The following is a 16,434-nucleotide window of genomic DNA, read 5'->3' as shown; positions in this document are numbered from 1 at the left end:
CGGTCAGCGCCGACCTCGAGACGCTGCGCCACGTCGTCGTGACCGGCCCCGACCGGCTCGAGTTCCCGGGCGTCGCCCCCCCCCCCCGGGGGGCCCGGGGGGGGGCGCCCGGGCCCCGCCCCGGGCGCGGCCGAGGCAGCCGCGCCGTGCGCGCCTGGCGGGGTCCGCTGGTCAGGCTCTGCCCGCCCATTTCGCGCGCTCCGCGGCGGCCTCGTCGGTGGCATGGGTGATCAGCTGGTTGCGGTTCTCGATCTCGAGAGCCGCGGCGAAGCTGGGCGCGTCGGTGTTCGCCTGCAGCGCCCGCTTCGTCAGCTGGACGCCGAGCGCGGAGTGCCCGGCGATCCGCGCGGCCAGGTCCAGGGCGTGCTCCAGCAGCCGGTCGTCCTCGACGACGGCGCTGACCAGGCCGGCGTGGTGGGCCTCGTGCGCGGTGACGGTACGCCCGGTGAGCATCCAGTCGGCGGCGACCGTCAGGCCGACGATCCGGGGCAGGTAGTAGCTCATGCCCATCTCGGCGCCCGAGAGCCCGAGCTGGATCGCCGCGTTGGCGAAGGTCGCCGACGCGGCGCACACCCGCAGATCGGCCGCCAGGCACAGCGCCATCCCGCCGCCGACGGCGGGGCCGTTGACAGCGGCGATCACCGGCTGCGGCAGCGCGCGCAGCGCCCCCGGCAGGCCGGCCATGCGTTCCTGGAAGCGCAGCCGGTCGATGGCCGGGGCGGACGCCTCCGGCAGGCTCGGCCCGAAGTCCCGGACGTCGAGGCCCGAGCAGAAACCGCGGCCCGCGCCGGTCAGCACGACCACCCGGGTCTCGGCGTCGGCGGCGAGGCGCGCGCAGGTCTCGGTCAGCTCGCCCAGCATGACCTCGTCGATGGCGTTGAGCCGCCGGGGGCGGTTGAGCCGCAGTACGGCGGTTCCTGGCGCCGGCGTCTCGAGCTCGACCGCCGTCGTCGTCTCGCCGGTCATCGCCACCCCGGCGCCGCCGCCGCGCGCCCCGCCGTCTCACCCTCCGCCGTCTCACTCCCCGCCGCGCTACCCCCCGCCGCGTGACCCCCTGCCGCCTCGCCGCCTGCCGTCTCGCCGGTCATCGTCAGAGCCTCTCGACGATCGCGGCGGTGCCCATGCCGCCGCCAGTGCAGATGGTGACCAGGCCCGTGGCCAGGTCGCGGCGTTCGAGCTCGTCGAGCAGCGTTCCGAGCAGCATCGCGCCGGTCGCCCCGATCGGGTGTCCCAGCGCGATGGCGCCGCCGTTGACGTTGACCTTGTCGTGGTCAAGGCCGAGGTCGCGCATGGTCTTCAGCGGCACCGCCGCGAACGCCTCGTTGATCTCCCACAGGTCGATGTCGGCCGCGCTCATGCCGGCCAGGGCCAGGCACCGCTCGGCGGCGGGGCCCGGCGCGGTCAGCATGATGACGGGCTCGGACCCGACGGCCGCCGTGGCCCGCACGCGGGCCCGGGGCGCGGCCCCGTTCGCGCGCGCCCAGCCCTCCGAGGCCACGACCACGGCGGCGGCCCCGTCCACGACACCGGAGGAGTTGCCGGCGTGGTGGACATGGCTGATGGGCCCGGCCTGGGGATAGCGCGCCTGGCAGAGCTCGTCGTAGCTGCGCGCGTCGCCCTCCGGGCGCGCCGCGCCCATCTCGGCGAACGCGGGGCGCAGGCCGGCCAGCCCTTCCGCCGTGGTTCCCGGGCGCGGGTGCTCGTCCCGGGCCAGCAGGACCTCGCCGCCAGGACCGGTGACGGGGATGATGCCGCGCTCGAAGCGGCCTTCGCCGATGGCCTGGGCCGCGCGGCGCTGGCTCTCGGCGGCGAACGCGTCGACGTCGCGGCGGCCGAAGCCCTCCAGCGTGGCGATGAGGTCGGCGGAGACCCCCTGCGGCACGGTGGCGTAGCGCTCGCGGAAGGCGGGGTTGTGGCCGTCGATGGTCACCGAGCCGGCGGCCAGGCCCCAGCGCGACATCGACTCGACGCCGCCGGCGACCACGAGGTTCTGCCCGCCGCCGCGCACGCCCGCCGCGGCGACGGTGACCGCCTGCAGGCCGGACCCGCAGAACCGGTTGAGGGTCATCCCGGGAACGGTCCGCGGCCAGCCGGCGAGCAGCGCGCTCAGCCGGGCGATGCAGTCGCCGTGGTCGCCGCTGAGCATCCCGTTGCCGGCCACGACGTCGTCGACGTCCACGGGGTCGAAGCCGACCCGCTCGGCGACGGCGCGCAGGCACTGCGCGAGCAGCTCCTGCGGGTGCACGCCGTGCAGGGCGCCGGTCGGGCGCCCCCTGCCCCGGGGGGTGCGGACCGCGTCGAGGATCCAGGCGTCGGCCACGGCGTCAGTTCACCTCGTGGAACAGCGTGCGCGGGCGGGCGTCGGCCAGTAGCTGGCGCACGGCGGCGCCCACCTTCTCCGGGCTGTCCACCGGGTCCGTGGAGGGCCCGCGGTGCCAGCCTTCGGCCACCGCGAGCACCAGTCCGGAGGACTCGATGACCTGGCCGGTGACGTCCGCGGAGTCGGGCGAGGCGAGCCAGGTCAGCACCGGGGCGACCCAACTCGGCGCGAAGCGGGCCCGGATCTCGTCGCTGATCTCCAGGCCGCCGGTGAGCCGGGTCAGCGCGCCGGGCGCGATCGCGTTCACCGTGACGCCATAGCGGGCCAGCTCCTGCGCGGCGATCTGGGTGAACGCGGCGATGCCCGCCTTGGCCGCGCCGTAGTTGCCCTGGCCCGGATTGGCGTAGAGCCCGGACACCGAGGTGGTGTTGATCAGGCGGGCGTCGTTCGTCTCCCCCGCCTTGGACCGGGCCCGCCAGTAGGCCGCCGCGTGGTGGCTGGGCGCGAAGGTGCCCTTGAGGTGCACCTTGATCACCGCGTCCCATTCCTGCTCGGACATCGAGAACAGCATCCGGTCACGCAGGATGCCGGCGTTGTTGACCAGCACGTCCAGCCCGCCGAAGGTCTCCACGGCCTGCGCGACGAGCCGGGCCGCCCCCTCCCACGAGCTCACGTCGTCGGTGTTCGCCGCGGCCTGCCCGCCGAACGACCGGATCTCGGCGACGACCTCGCTCGCCGGCCCGGAGTCGGCGCCGGTCCCGTCGCGGCCGCCGCCCAGGTCGTTGACGACGACCCGCGCGCCGTGCCGCGCCAGGGACAGCGCGTACTCGCGCCCGAGCCCTCGCCCGGCACCGGTGACGACGCACACCCGCCCGTCGCAGACACCTAACGCTGGGGTCATCTCCGCTCCGTTCCGCCGACGAGTTCGCGAGCAGCTTGACCCTGCTCGGCTTCGGACAGCACTGTCAACTCGTTGCGACCGCGATCGAAAGGGACGGCCGATGGCGTGGGACTTCTCGACGGACCCCGAGTACGCCGAGCAGCTGGCGTGGGCGGAGGCGTTCGTCCGGGAGGAGTGCGAGCCGATCGACCTCGTCATCCGGGAGTCCCATGATCTGGGTGACCCGGTCCGCCAGGCCCTGATCCCGCCGCTCCAGAAGGTCGTCAAGGAGCGTGGCCTGTGGGCGACGCATCTCGGGCCGCATCTGGGCGGCCCCGGCTACGGTCAGGTGAAGCTCGCGCTGCTGAACGAGATACTCGGGCGCTCGGAATGCGCGCCGATCGTGTTCGGGTCCCAGGCGCCGGACTCGGGAAACAGCGAGATCCTCGCCCGCTACGGCACGCCGGACCTGAAGAAGCGGTACCTGGAGCCGTTACTCGACAACCGCATCGTGTCCTGTTTCTCGATGACGGAGCCGCAGGGCGGCGCCGACCCCAAGGTGTTCACCACTCAGGCCGTCCGGGACGGCGACGAGTGGGTCATCAACGGCGAGAAATGGTTCTCGTCGTTCGCGTCGATGGCGGCGTTCATCATCGTCATGGCGGTGACCGACCCGGACGCCCCGCCGTACGAGCGGCACACGATGTTCGTCATCCCGGGCGGGACACCGGGCGTCAACGTGCTGCGCGACGTCGGCCTCGGCTACCAGCCGCTCGGCGGCGGCCGGGAGGGCTACGTCCGCTACGAGAACGTGCGCGTGCCGGACGACCACATGCTCGGCCCGCGCGGAGGCGCCTTCGCCGTCGCCCAGACCCGCCTCGGCGGCGGGCGGATCCACCACGCGATGCGCACCGTGGGCCTCGTCCGCCGCATCTTCGACATGATCTGCGAACGGGCCGTCTCGCGGTACACCCAGGGCGAGCTGCTCGGCAACAAGCAGATGGTCCAGGAGATGGTCGCCGACTCGTGGACGGAGATCGAGGCTTTCCGCCTGCTCACCATGCACACGGCCTGGAAGATCGACCAGTTCGACGACTACCAGAAGGTGCGCGCCGACATCTCGGCCGTGAAGGCCATGATGCAGAAGGTGCTGCACGACGTGTCCGCGCGCGCCCTGCAGCTTCACGGCTCGCTGGGCACGACCCACGAGATGCCCTTCGTGGCGCATCTCGTGGAGTCGTTCGTGCTCGGCCTCGCCGACGGGCCGACCGAGGTGCACAAGGTGACGCTGGCGCGCCAGCTCCTGAAGAACTACAAGCCGGCACCGGACCTGTTCCCCTCCGAGCACCTGCTGCGGCTGCGCGCGGCGGCGGAGGCCAAGTTCGCCGACCGGCTGGCGGGCATCCCCCGCGTCTGAGCCCCGCCGGCGGCCTGACGCGTTCCTCGCGCGGTCCTGGCGTGGGTCCCGGCGGGCCGCCGCCGTCGCGGCGCCGGCCCGAGGGCCCTCGGAAGGATCAGCGCCGGTCGAGGATCAGCGCCGGTCGAGGAAGTGCCGCGCGCGCTCCAGCAGATGGGGCAGGGTCGCGGCCATCTCCTCGAGCGCCGGGTCGGGCTCGGCGGCCCGGCGGTTGTGCTTCACGATCAGCGACCACGTGGCCGCCGACTTGAAACAGGCCAGGGCCTGGAACCAGGCCAGGTCCGGCACGTCGCGGCCGAGCGCCCGCGCGTAGGCCGCCGCGAGGTCGTCGGGCCCCGGAAGCAGCCCCGTGTAGGCCGTCGCGCGGCGGTACGTCGCCGCGTCGGCGTTGACGAGGAACCAGCCGAGGTCGGTGCGGGGATCCCCCACCGACCAGATCTCCCAGTCGACGACCGCGGTGACGTCCGGACCGTCGGCGAGCAGGTTGCCCAGGCGGAAGTCCCCGTGCACCAGGGCGGGCGCCAGGGCCGGCGGCTCGCCGGCGCGCAGCGCCGCGGCAACCGCGGCCCAGCCGGGGACGAGGGCCGCGTCGACGGTCTCCAGCGGCCGGCACCAGCGGTCGACCTCGACCCCCGGGCTCACCAGCGGCTCCGCGGCGAGCCCGAGCGCCCCCGGGTCGAGACGGTGCAGGACGGCCAGCGCGCGGGCGGCCGCGCGCAGGCGCTCGGCGACCACCGCCGCGGGCTCCCGACCGTCCCCACGGTCGAACAGCGGCTCCAGCGAGGTCCCCTCGACGAAGGACATGACGAACAGCGGGGGTACCTCCGGCGGGTCGCCCGGGTCCTCCCACACGACCTCGGGGACCGCCACCGCCGTCGGGGCCAGCGCGCGCAGCACCCGGGCCTGGCGCAGCACGTCGCGGTTGCGCACGGGCGCGACCCCCGGCGGCGCCACCTTCACCACCACCCGCCGCGCGCCGATCGACCCGGCGTAGGTCAGGCTCGAGGCGCCCCCCGCCAGCGCGCGCACATCCCGCACCCCCGCCGGGGCGAGGCGGTCCGTCAAAAGGTTGAACTCGATGTCACGTCCGGCCATGGTGCTTAGTGTCGCCGTCCCCCGGGGTCACAAGGAGCGTCGTTGAGCAGCGGATGCGCGGGAAAGGTCGCGCTCGTCACGGGCGCCAGCCGTGGGCTGGGCAAGGCGATCGCGCAGCGGCTGGCCGCCGAGGGCGCCACCGTCGCGATCACGGCGCGGACGCTGGAGCCCGACCCGAAGTACACCGGCTCGCTGCGCGAGACCCGCGAGGAGATCCGGGCGGCCGGCGGCGCGGCCATCGCCGTCCAGGCCGACTTATCCCGCGACGAGGACCGCGCCAGGCTGTTCGAGGAGGTCACGGCCCAGGTCGGCGCCCCGGACATCCTCGTCAACAACGCCGCCGTGACCTTCCTGCGGCCGCTGGACACCTTCCCGCCGCGCCGCGCCCGCCTGATGATGGAGATGCACGTCGTCGCGCCCTTGCATCTCACGCAGCTCGCGGTGCCGGCGATGCGCGAGCGCGGGCGGGGCTGGGTGCTCAACCTGACGTCGGTCGGCGGTGACCACCCGTCCGGGCCGCCCTTCTCGCCGTTCGACACCGACGCCGGCTTCGGCATGTACGGGACGGTGAAGGCCGCGCTCAACCGCCTGACCCTGAGCCTCGCCGCCGAGCTGTACGGCGCCAACATCGCTGTCAACGCCGCGGCGCCGTCGAACCCGGTGGCCACACCGGGTGCCGGCACTCTCGACCTGGCCAAGGAGGAGACCGAGGACATCGGTCTGATCACCGAGACGGCCTACATCCTGTGCACCGGCGACCCGGCGACGATGACCGGCGTGATCGCCCGCACCCAGCCGTTCCTCGCCGGGCTGGGCCGGTTTCCCTGACGGCCGCGCGGGCCCGCCCGGCCGGGCCCGCACGCCCTCCGGCGGCGGGTTCTCAGGCCACCGTCTCCTCGCCGACCAGCGTGGTGCGGTGCATGAGCCGGCGGGACTGCGCGGTGTAGGGCTGCGCCCGGTGCAGCATCCCCGTGTTGTCCCAGACGACCAGGTCTCCCTGGCGCCACTGGTGGCGCAGCGTGAAGCGCGGCTGCGTCGACCATTCCAGGAGGCGGTCGAGCAGGGCCCGGCTCTCGTCCGCCGCCATGCCCACGACGTGGTCGGTCGTGGCGCCCACCAGCAGGGACCTGCGGCCGTTGCCGCGGGTCCAGACCAGCGGCTGCACCCGTGACGGCGCCCGCTCCCAGGCCGCCCGCTGCTTCGGCGTCGGGTCCGGGTTGGCCAGCAGCTGCGACGCCGTGAACGTGTGCAGCACGCGCAGGTTGGCGTACTCGTCCTTCTCGGCGTCGGTCAGCGCCTCGTAGGCGGCGTAGGTGCTGGCGAACTCGGTGTCGCCGCCGCTGTCGGCGACCTGGCGGGCGGTGAGCAGGGTCGCCTTCTGCGGGACCTCGTCGGTCACCCCGTCGATGTGCCAGAAGAACGTTCCCCGCCGGTAGGCGGCCAGGGTGCTCTGGGCCGGGTCGAGGCTGATCGCGGAGATCTCCGGGTAGGTGCTGTCGCCGCCCATCGGCGCGACGACGACCGTGCCCAGCATCCGGCTGAAGGCGACGAGATCGGCGTCGCCGATGTGGACCTCGCGGTAGACCACGACCCCGTACCGCGCCAGCGCCGCCTGGCATTGCACGGCGATCTTCTGGTCGACCAGCTCGTGGCCGGACAGACCCGTGATCTCGACTCCGACCTGGGCACCGAGCTTGGTGAAGGTGACGGCCATCGTTCCTCCTGTCAGGCTGGTCCAGCGTCGGTCACGGCCGGTCAGGACGGGTGTCACACGCCGGCCACTCCCTGGGAAACGGCTCGGTGCGTACCGCGCCCGCGGCCTTCCGTCGCGAAACCGTCGTGCGCCGCCGGCGTCGTGCGGGACGTGACACCGCCAGCCCGTTGGGCACTTGCCCAAACGCCCGAACAGACCTACCACTGGGCGTTCTGAGCGGTCAAGAAGCCAAGGTCACCGGCGGGCGAAGTCCTCCCACTCCCGCGCGGCCTGGCCCTCGCCAAGCAGGCGCAGGTCGCTGGCGAGGGCGGTCGCCGAACGCAGGGTGTCGGGATGGTCGTCGCCGAGGACACGGCGGCGGCGAGTCAACGTGTCCTCGTCGAGGGATCGGGCGGCCCGGTGGTCCCCGAGGGCGCGCAGGTCGGCGGCGAGATTGTTCATCGAGTCCAGGGTGTGGGGATGGTCGTCACCGAGTACCCGGCGGTGGCGGCCCAGGGTGTCCTCGTCGAGAGAGCGGGCGGCCCGGTGGTCGTCGAGCGCGCGCAGGTCGGCGGCGAGGTTGTTCGCCGAGCGCAAGGTGAAGGGGTGGTCGTCGCCGAGGATGCGGCGGTGGCGGGCCAGGGTGTCCTCGTTCAGTCCCCGGGCGGCCTGGTACTCCCCGAGCATGCGCAGGTCGGCGGCGAGATTGGTCGCCGAACGCAGGGTGTCGTAGTGGTCGTCGCCGAGGAGACGGCGGTGGCGGGCCAGCGTGTCCTCGTTCAGTTCGCGGGCGGCCTGGTACTCCCCGAGCTGGTGCAGGGCGACGGCGAGGGTGATCGCCGAGTCCAGGGTGTGGGGGTGGTCGTCGCCGAGAACCCGGCGGTAGCGGGCCAAGGTGTCCTCGGCGAGGGTTCGGGCGGCCTGGTGTTCCCCGAGAGCGCACAGGTCGGCGGCGAGGTTGTTCGCCGTGCGCAGCGTGTCGGGGTGGTCGTCGCCGAGGAGACGGCGCCAGCGCGTCCGGGTGTCCTCGTCGAGGTCCCGGGCGGCACGGTAGTCCCCGAGCAGGTACAGGGTGAAGGCGACGCCGTGCGCCGAGCCCAGGGTGGCGGGGTGGTCGTCGCCGACCATCCGGCGGCACCGCGCCAGGATGTCCTCGGCCACGGTCCGGGCGGCCTGGTACTCCCCGAGCACGAGCAGGACGGCGGCGAGGGTGGTCGCCGAGTTCAGGGTGTCGGGGTGATCACTACCCAGGATGGTCTTCCACTGCTGGTACAGGGCGGCGGTGAGGGTGTGGGCGGCGCGGACGTCGCCTCGGGCGAAGAGATACATGCCGGCCTCGGCCAGCAGCCCGCGGGCCCCGCCGCCGATGTCGGTGCCCGGTTCGTCGGGGCGCAGCGCGGGGGCGGTGAGAACCAGGGGCGCCAGCGCGGCCCAGACCGGCCAGCCGGCCGGGTCCTCCACGTCGTGGGCGGGCCGGTGGGCCACCAGCAGTGCCCGCGCGGTCGCGGCGGCCTTCTCGTGCCGGTCGGGGGGTTGGTGGGCACGCATGACAGCCGCGACCAGCCGGTGCAGCGCGATGGTGTCCCCGAAGCGACGGGCCAGGGAGTAGGCCAGGACCGCGCCGATGGTGTCGTCGAGTTCCTCGGGCGCGAGGACGGGCCTGCGCCTGGCCCACCGGTGGTGCCTGACAGGTCGCCTGAACAGGGCCAGGGGGATGGGTTCGGGTCCGAGGTGGGCGCAGATGTCCAGCAGCGCCACGGCGGCCGGCGCCTGGGCGCGCAGCCGGTCCAGGGCCAGCGACCAGACGGTGTCGAGGTTGCCGCCATGGGCCAGGTCGCGGCCCCGGCGGAGCATCTCGGGGCGGCGGGCGCGGAACCTCGTCAGATAGTCAGCCGGAGAAAGGCCAGTGGTCTCCAGGTAGGCGGCAGCCTGTTCGAGGGCGAGCGGGAGGTCGCCGAGCTCGGCGGCGAGCGCGTCCGCGGCCCGCGGGTCGATGTCCGGCGCGCGGCGGGCCAGCAACGCGACAGCCTCGACGCGGGGCAACACGTCGACGTCGAGGGGCGCGGCGAGCCCACCCCAGGCCGGGTTCCGCGACGTGACGATCACCTGGCCGGGCCCGCCTGGCAGCCAGGGTCGCAGCGCGTCCGGGTCTTCGGCGTTGTCGAACACCATCAGCCACCGCTCCCGGCGACGCAGGGCGTCCAGCGCGGCCCGCGCGTCCTCGGGCACCCGCCCGGTCGTGGGCAGGCCGAGCCGGCCCGCGAGGTCGGCGAGACGCTCGCCGACCAGGGCGGCCTGCTCGGCCTCGACCCACCAGACCAGGTCGAACGCGGCCGCGTACCGGTGGGCGTACTCGATCACGAGCTGGGTCTTGCCGACGCCGCCGAGGCCGCGCAGAGCGGTGATCGCCATTGGTGAGCCCCGCGCGCGTCCGGCCCGCAGCCGGTCGAGCAGATCCTGGCGACCGGTGAAGTACCGCAGCCGCGGGGGCACGTTGAAGATCGCGGGTTGTCGGCCTGGGAACGGTGTGCCATCCGCCGCGCCCCCGGGCGTCGGCGCTGCGCCGGGAAACCCGGCGGAGACCCGGGCTGTCCTGGCCAGCCCGGTGGCCTCCAACAGCCGCCGCCGGGCGGTGTCCTCGTCGACGCCGTGCAGGTCCCGGTAGGAGATGGTGGCCAGCACCGGGGGCATCGGGCAGTCGGCGACCCGCAGCGGGATCAGTTTCCTGCCGGCCAGCGCCCCGGTCCATTCCTGGGTGCACCAGTGGGAGTCGAAGTAGGCGGGCGAGCAGAGGGCGACCGTCCGCCCGGCGGCCGCCATCTGCTCGTTGATCCAGACGACGAAGTTCTCCCCGGCCGGAGAGTCCCACACCTGCACGGCGACGGTCTTGCCGGACTTCTCCAGCGCGGCGGCCACCCAGGTCGCCCACGCCTCGTCGGCACCGGTGTAGGACACGAAAAAATCCACCCGCGCGGGTAGCGGGCCGGCCAAGTCCTCCCCCGAGACCACGCTCACAGCCTGCCAGACCGACGCGGACCGGCCCAGAGCACATCCACACCGAGTCATGACGCTGGTGGCTGGCTTGGCGAGCCGGAACTGACACGAAAACAAGGAGACCGGCGCGCATTCGGTGGTAACGGCGAGTTGACCACGAGGGGCAGCGAATCTGGCGGAGATACCCGAGGATCCTTTTGGCGGCCGCCCGCGGCGGCCACTTCGGGCCGCGGTCTCGACCCGTTCAACGGGTAAGGAGGTCTCGCAACGCCTTGCTTATGTCGGCGGGGGCCTCTTCGGCCATGAAATGGCCGCAGGCGACCGTGGTGTGCCGCAGGTCGGGGGCCCAGGCGCCCCACAGCGCTGCGGCGTCGAAGCCGAGTGCTGTGCCCCAGTCCTGCTGGAGCACGGTGACCGGCATCCGCAGCCGTCTGCCGCTGGCGCGGTCGACCCGGTCATGGTCGACGTCCACGCCGGCGGAGGCCCGGTAGTCGGCCACGATCGAGGGCACCGCGGCGCGGCTGGCGTCCAGGTAGGCGGCGCGGACGTCGGCGGGAAGGGCCCGCGGGTCGTTGGTCCAGATGTCGAGGAAGTGCCCGAAGAACACGTCCGGCGCGGCCAGGATCATCTGTTCGGGCAGGGTCGGGGGCTGGGCCATGAGGTAGAGGTGGAAGCCCACGGCGGCGGTGACACCGCGCATCACCTCCCACATGTCCAGGGTGGGGAGCACGTCGAGGCAGGCGAGGTGGGTGACCGCCTCGGGGTGGTCGAGTCCGGCGCGGAAGGCGACCAGGGCGCCGCGGTCGTGCCCGGCCAGCGCGAAGCGCTCGTGCCCGAGCGCGCGGGCCAGGGCGACGATGTCGGCGGCCATCGTGCGCTTGGCGTAGGCGGTGCCGTCGGTCTCGGCGGGTTTGTCGCTGGCGCCGTAACCGCGCAGGTCGGGGCAGATCACGGTGTGGTCGGTGGCGAGGTCGGCGGCGACGTGCCGCCACATCAGGTGGGTCTGCGGAAAGCCGTGCAGCAGCACGATCGGCGGGCCCGAACCGCCGACGGCCGCGTTGAGGGACACGCCGGCGGCGACGGGGACACGCCGATAGTCGAAGGTCGCGATGACAGGTGCCATGATTCCGCTCCTTTTCGCGGTGACCGGAGGTGATCAGACGTCTTCAGGGTGCCGAGCGCGGATGAGCATCGGATGAGCGCGCTACCGTGACCGCGGGGCGGCGCCCCGGAAAGGGCGGTCAGGGGTGCAGGTCCTGTTCGGCGTGCTGGGGCCGGTGGTGGCCTGGGACGACGCCGGGGACGCCATCGCCCTGAAAGGGCCTCGACACCGCGCGGTGCTGGCCCGGCTGATCATCGCCCGGCGGCGCGTCGTGCCGGTCTCCCGCCTCGTCGAAGACCTGTGGACGAATCCGCCGCCGGAAGCGGTGGGCGCGGTGCGCACCTTCGTGGCCGCGCTGCGCCGCGCCCTGGAACCGGGGCGCCCACCCCGCGCCCCGGCCCGGCTGCTGGTGACCGAGGGGCCGGGGTACGCGCTGCGCGCCGAGCAGCACGCGGTGGACGCCTGGCGCTTCGAGCAGGAGGTGGCCGCCGCCGCGACACTGCCGCCCACGGACGGGTTCCCACGGCTCGCGCGGGCGCTGGAGTGCTGGCGCGGGCCCGCCTACGCCGAGTTCGCCGATCAGCCCTGGGCCCGCGCGGAGCGCTCCCGGCTCGCGGACCTGCGACTTCACGCGGTCGAGCGGCAGGCCGAGGCCCGCCTGGCGCTGGGCCTGGCCGCCGAGGCGGCGGCGGACCTGGATGCGCACGTGGCCGAGCATCCCTGGCGTGAGGACGCCTGGCGCCTGCTCGCCCTGGCGCTGTACCGCGCCGGCCGCCAGGCGGACGCGCTGGCGGTCCTTCGCCGAGCGCGCGCGCTGCTCGCCGAGCAGCTCGGGGTCGATCCAGGCCCGGGACTGCGCGGCCTGGAGGCGGACATCCTGCGCCACGCCGCCCACCTCGACCCCCAGCCGGGCGGCGCGACGGGGCGGGTGTGGGCGCAGACGGCGGCGGCCTACGACCGCGCCGTGCCCTCCGGGGCGCGGGCACGCCTGGAGTCGACGGTGGGTCTCCTGCGCGACCTCGCCGTGACCGGGGGTGGCGGCCTTCAGGCGGCCCGCCGGCACCGGGTGGCGGCGATCGCGGCGGCCGACGAGCTGGGCGACGCGGAACTGACCGCCCGCCTGATCGGTGCCTACGACGTCCCGGCGATCTGGACGCGCGTCGACGAGCCGGAACAGGCCGCGCAGGTGATCGCCGCGGCGGAGCGTGCCCTGAGCGCGCTCCCACCCGGCGGGCACGAGGCGGCCCGGGCGCGGCTGCTGGCCACGATCGCCCTGGAGTCGCGCGGCACCCGCGCGGCCCGCGGGCCCGAGGCCGCCCGGCAGGCGGAGGAGATCGCCCGCCGCCTGGACGACCCGCGGGCGTTGGCGTTCGCGCTGAACGCCGTGTTCATGCAGACCTTCCACCGCGCGGGTCTGGCGCCGCGCCGGGACGAGATCGGCGCCGAGCTGGTCGCGCTGTCCGCGCGCCACGGCCTGGCCACCTTCGAGGTACTCGGCCACCTCATCCGGCTCCAGGCGCGCGGCGCGCTCGGGGACTTCCTCACGGCCGACCAGCACGCGAGCGCCGCGGACCGCCTGGCCGAACGCCACGAACTGCCGCTGGTGGGGGTCTTCACCCAGTGGTACGCGGCCCTGCGGCTCGCCGCGACCCGCCCGCCAGCGACGGCCGAGATAGCGGCGGCCTACCGCGACGCCGCCGCGCGGCTGGAAGGCGCCGGCATGCCGGGACTGGAGCACGGCCTGCTGCCGCTCGCGCTGCTGTGCACGCGGGTGGAACACGCGCTGCCCGCCAGCGCCGACGCGCTCACCGACTGGGGACCCTACGAGCCGTGGGCTCGCCCCCACACGCTGCTGGCCGAGGGCCGCCGCGAGGAGGCCGCCGCGGCGCTGCGAAAGGTCCCGGACCCGCCCCGCGACCTGCTGTTCGAGGCCCTGTGGTGCCTCACCGCCCAGGCGGCCATCTCCGTCGGCGACCGGGAGACGATGGAGCGTGCCCAGCGCGAGCTCACCCCCGCGGCGGCGGAGCTGGCGGGGGCGGGTAGCGGCCTGTTGACCGTGGGCCCGGTCTCGAGGCACCTGGGCGACCTCGCCGCCGCGCTGCGCCGTCTCGGGCCACCCCGGTCAGGACGCTGAGCTCCGCGGCGGGCCTCGTCAGCAGCGGGCCGGGGCGACGGGTACACCCGTCAGGGCAGTGACGGCCCGCGCCACCTCCGCCTGGGGCAGCGGCTGGACGATGTTGAGCTGCACGACGCCCAGCAGGTACAGGTGCAGCGCACGGGCTTGTTCGGCGGGGTCGTCGACCCCGCAGCGGGCCAGCGTCGCCTCGAACAGCTCGCGGAAGGTCTCGAAACAGGCGAGCAGCGCGGCGCGGGCGCCACGCGGCCAGGCGTGCGTGAGGTAGGCGCTCCAGATGATCGGGTTGTGCAGCCAGACCGCCTCACCGAGTTGGATCGTCCGCGCGCCGCGGCCCAGGAAGGTCCGCACCAGGACGCACAGCGCCTCGGGTCCGTCGGGCGCCTCGTCGCAGCCGCGCCGCGTCTGGGCGGCGAACTGCCGCAGGTAGGTCAGCACGGCGAGGTCGACCAGTTCGTCGGCGTCGTCGACGTAGTAGTGGACGGTGCTCTTCGTCAGGCCGGCCTCCTCGGCGACGGCCCGGATCGTGCACGCGGTCGGACCGGAGCGCGCGACCAGGCGGGCGGCGGCGAGCGCGAGACGCGAGCGCGCGGCCTGCTGGTTGGGCGACCACCGCTGCGTCGCGGCGAGTTCCTCGATCCGCTGCCCCGAATCCTCACCTGTCCAGGTCGCCTCCGGCGCGCCGGTCATCCCGCGCTCTCCTCATTCCACGCTCGGCATCCCACGTCCGGTATCCCACACCCGGTATCCACCTTCGATCCGGACACGTGTCCGAGACTATAGGACAGGCGTCCGAACCTCGTGCGATAGTTGCGGGCATGCGCCTGGACTTCACCCGCGAGGACATCGACGCTGACGACGCCACCATCCGGGCTCAGGCCGCCCAGGCCCCGGTGGCGCCGCTTCTCGCCGCGGTCGCGCAGCTCACCGGCGAGTACGACCTGTTATCCGACGACATCCGGCCCGATCCGGCATTACCGTGGATGCCGCCGGACTACGGCTACCCGTCCGAGACCGCGGCCAGGGCACGCCTTTCGGCCGCCGACGCGCTGATTCGTTATCGCGACCGCCGCTGCCCGCCGCCCGTCGAGCCGGATCCCAAGCAACTGCGCGCGCTGGTCGAGTTCGTCGTCGCGCCCGCCGCCGTCGACGACGACTACCTCGAACTGCTCCAAGAGGAGCTGGCCCTTGGCGGCGACCTTCGGGCGCCGCGATGGCGGGTGGCCACCACGGCGCCGCGCCGGCGGTTCTCCGTCGCCGTTATCGGCGCGGGGATGTCCGGCCTCGTCGCCGCGCACCGGTTGCGTCAGGCCGGCGTCGACGTGCGCGTCTTCGAGAAGAACACCGACCTCGGGGGGACGTGGCTCGAGAACTCCTACCCCGGCTGCCGCGTCGACGTGCCCAACCACCTCTACAGCTACTCGTTCGCCCAGACCGGCCACTGGCCTCAGTTCAACTCCACGCAGCCAGTCCTGCTCGACTACTTCCGAAGCTGCGCCGACGAGTTCGGGCTCGCCGAGCTGATCAGCCTTGGCACGGAGGTCGTCGAGGCCCGGTGGAACGACCAGACCAGCCGCTGGGCGCTGCGCCTGCGCGACGCGTCCGGCGCCGAGCGCACCCACGAGGCGAACGCCGTCGTCAGCGCCGTCGGCCAGCTCAACCGCCCAAGCCTGCCGGACATCGAGGGGATCGACAGCTTCGGCGGGCCGTACTTCCACTCGGCCCGCTGGCGGCATGACATCGACGTCACCGGACGGCGCGTCGCGGTCATCGGCACCGGCGCGAGCGCCGTCCAGTTCGTTCCCCCGCTGGCCGAACGGGCCGCGCGGCTGACCGTCTACCAGCGGACCGCGCCCTGGCTGCTGCCGGTCCCGAACTATCACGACGACCTGCCCGCCGAGATCAACTGGCTGCTGCGGCACGTGCCCGACTACGCCCGCTGGGACCGGCTGACCACCTTCGGACGCCTCCAGGAAGGCACACTCCCGCAGACCATCGTGGATCCCCGCTGGGACCGCTCCAACAACTCGGTCAGCGCCGTCAACGACCTGGCCCGGCGCCGGCTGACGGCCTGGTACGAGGCCGTGTTCCCCGATCCGGCGTTGCGCGCCAAGGTGCTGCCCACCCATTTCTACGGCGCGAAACGCATGATCCCGGACAGCGGTCGCTACGCGGCCACCCTGCAACGCCCGGACGTCACTCTGGAGACCGCCGAGATCGGACGGATCACCCCGTCGGGGATCCAGCTGGCCGACGGCCGGCACGTCGACCACGACGTCATCGTCTACGGAACCGGTTTCCAGGCGTCCCGTTTCCTGACTCCGATGCGCGTCGTCGGCGCGGGCGGCCTGGACCTGCACGACTGGTGGGACGGGGACGCCCGCGCTCACCTCGGGATCACGGTGCCCCGTTTCCCGAATCTCTTTCTCATGTACGGGCCGAACACGAACATCGTGGTCAACGGCAGCATCATCTACTTCTCCGAGTGCGCCGCCCGCTACATCACCGAGTGCGTGGGCCTGCTGCTCGCGCGGGACGCCGCCTCCCTGGACTGCCGGCCCGAGGCCCACGACCGCTACAACGAGTGGATCGACGCCGCCACCGACGAGCGCGCCTGGGGCGTCTCCGACGTGCACACCTGGTACCGCAACGGCAAGGGACGCATCGCGCAGAACTGGCCGTTCAACCTCTACGACTACTGGCGTCTCACCCGCGCGCCGAACCCGGCGGACTACGTCCTGCGCTGAAGGGGCGTCCCACAGGTGAAAGGGCGTCGCGGGGGGCCGGCCGTTGCCGAGG

At 73.7% G+C, this 16,434-nt stretch carries 12 protein-coding genes; 4 read left to right on the top strand and 8 right to left on the bottom strand.

What is annotated here, in order from left to right; translation table 11 throughout:
- Window positions 1-171 precede the first annotated feature (171 nt).
- From I6A81_RS38640 to I6A81_RS38630, 3 genes are all read right to left on the bottom strand, one after another.
- Window positions 172-966, bottom strand: coding sequence for an enoyl-CoA hydratase/isomerase family protein (locus tag I6A81_RS38640; protein ID WP_203003456.1), 795 nt, complete (start codon window positions 964-966; stop codon window positions 172-174).
- 124 nt (window positions 967-1,090) lie between these two features.
- Window positions 1,091-2,305, bottom strand: a complete 1,215-nt coding sequence (locus tag I6A81_RS38635; RefSeq protein WP_407661446.1) for an acetyl-CoA C-acetyltransferase — start codon at window positions 2,303-2,305, stop codon at window positions 1,091-1,093.
- A gap of 19 nt (window positions 2,306-2,324) precedes the next feature.
- Entirely contained in the window at window positions 2,325-3,221 is an 897-nt protein-coding gene (locus tag I6A81_RS38630; RefSeq protein WP_203003454.1) for an SDR family oxidoreductase, read from the bottom strand.
- A gap of 100 nt (window positions 3,222-3,321) precedes the next feature.
- Here I6A81_RS38630 and I6A81_RS38625 point away from each other — a divergent pair, with 100 nt between their 5' ends.
- Window positions 3,322-4,617 carry an acyl-CoA dehydrogenase family protein gene (locus tag I6A81_RS38625; RefSeq protein ID WP_203003453.1) on the top strand — a complete coding sequence of 432 codons (1,296 nt, stop codon included), beginning with the start codon at window positions 3,322-3,324 and terminating at the stop codon, window positions 4,615-4,617.
- Between the two features lie 114 nt (window positions 4,618-4,731).
- Here I6A81_RS38625 and I6A81_RS38620 read toward each other — a convergent pair whose 3' ends face one another.
- Window positions 4,732-5,712, bottom strand: coding sequence for a phosphotransferase family protein (locus I6A81_RS38620; protein WP_203003452.1), 981 nt, complete (start codon window positions 5,710-5,712; stop codon window positions 4,732-4,734).
- Window positions 5,713-5,754: 42 nt separating this feature from the next.
- On the opposite strand from I6A81_RS38620, the gene I6A81_RS38615 reads away from it, so the two are divergent.
- Window positions 5,755-6,540: an SDR family NAD(P)-dependent oxidoreductase gene (locus I6A81_RS38615; RefSeq protein WP_203003451.1), complete on the top strand. Its 786-nt coding sequence runs from the start codon at window positions 5,755-5,757 to the stop codon at window positions 6,538-6,540.
- A 52-nt stretch (window positions 6,541-6,592) separates the two neighbouring features.
- Here I6A81_RS38615 and I6A81_RS38610 read toward each other — a convergent pair whose 3' ends face one another.
- From I6A81_RS38610 to I6A81_RS38600, 3 genes are all read right to left on the bottom strand, one after another.
- A complete protein-coding gene (locus tag I6A81_RS38610; protein ID WP_203003450.1) occupies window positions 6,593-7,426 on the bottom strand; it encodes a TauD/TfdA dioxygenase family protein in 834 nt (277 codons plus the stop codon).
- Between the two features lie 234 nt (window positions 7,427-7,660).
- Window positions 7,661-10,360: an FxSxx-COOH system tetratricopeptide repeat protein gene (gene fxsT / locus I6A81_RS38605; RefSeq protein WP_203003449.1), complete on the bottom strand. Its 2,700-nt coding sequence runs from the start codon at window positions 10,358-10,360 to the stop codon at window positions 7,661-7,663.
- Between the two features lie 283 nt (window positions 10,361-10,643).
- A complete protein-coding gene (locus I6A81_RS38600) occupies window positions 10,644-11,522 on the bottom strand; it encodes an alpha/beta fold hydrolase (RefSeq protein WP_203003448.1) in 879 nt (292 codons plus the stop codon).
- Window positions 11,523-11,646: 124 nt separating this feature from the next.
- Here I6A81_RS38600 and I6A81_RS38595 point away from each other — a divergent pair, with 124 nt between their 5' ends.
- A complete protein-coding gene (locus I6A81_RS38595) occupies window positions 11,647-13,635 on the top strand; it encodes a BTAD domain-containing putative transcriptional regulator (RefSeq protein ID WP_203003447.1) in 1,989 nt (662 codons plus the stop codon).
- 18 nt (window positions 13,636-13,653) lie between these two features.
- Here the strand turns inward: I6A81_RS38595 and I6A81_RS38590 are convergent, their stop codons facing one another.
- A complete protein-coding gene (locus I6A81_RS38590) occupies window positions 13,654-14,325 on the bottom strand; it encodes a TetR/AcrR family transcriptional regulator (RefSeq protein WP_203003446.1) in 672 nt (223 codons plus the stop codon).
- Between the two features lie 128 nt (window positions 14,326-14,453).
- Here I6A81_RS38590 and I6A81_RS38585 point away from each other — a divergent pair, with 128 nt between their 5' ends.
- Window positions 14,454-16,382: a flavin-containing monooxygenase gene (locus tag I6A81_RS38585; protein WP_203003445.1), complete on the top strand. Its 1,929-nt coding sequence runs from the start codon at window positions 14,454-14,456 to the stop codon at window positions 16,380-16,382.
- Window positions 16,383-16,434: the final 52 nt, after the last annotated feature.

It is taken from the genome of Frankia nepalensis (assembly GCF_016786325.1).
In the GTDB taxonomy this organism is placed as follows: domain Bacteria; phylum Actinomycetota; class Actinomycetes; order Frankiales; family Frankiaceae; genus Pseudofrankia; species Pseudofrankia nepalensis.
This window is presented reverse-complemented; position numbering and strand designations above follow the sequence as displayed.

Excerpts from the sequence above, each read along its gene's own strand:
- I6A81_RS38625 (WP_203003453.1), top strand. The coding sequence starts at position 3,322 with ATGGCGTGGGACTTCTCGACGGACCCCGAGTACGCCGAGCAGCTGGCG.
- I6A81_RS38610 (WP_203003450.1), bottom strand. The coding sequence starts at position 7,426 with ATGGCCGTCACCTTCACCAAGCTCGGTGCCCAGGTCGGAGTCGAGATC.
- I6A81_RS38630 (WP_203003454.1), bottom strand. The coding sequence starts at position 3,221 with ATGACCCCAGCGTTAGGTGTCTGCGACGGGCGGGTGTGCGTCGTCACC.
- I6A81_RS38600 (WP_203003448.1), bottom strand. The coding sequence starts at position 11,522 with ATGGCACCTGTCATCGCGACCTTCGACTATCGGCGTGTCCCCGTCGCC.
- I6A81_RS38585 (WP_203003445.1), top strand. The coding sequence starts at position 14,454 with ATGCGCCTGGACTTCACCCGCGAGGACATCGACGCTGACGACGCCACC.
- I6A81_RS38620 (WP_203003452.1), bottom strand. The coding sequence starts at position 5,712 with ATGGCCGGACGTGACATCGAGTTCAACCTTTTGACGGACCGCCTCGCC.
- I6A81_RS38590 (WP_203003446.1), bottom strand. The coding sequence starts at position 14,325 with ATGACCGGCGCGCCGGAGGCGACCTGGACAGGTGAGGATTCGGGGCAG.
- I6A81_RS38640 (WP_203003456.1), bottom strand. The coding sequence starts at position 966 with ATGACCGGCGAGACGACGACGGCGGTCGAGCTCGAGACGCCGGCGCCA.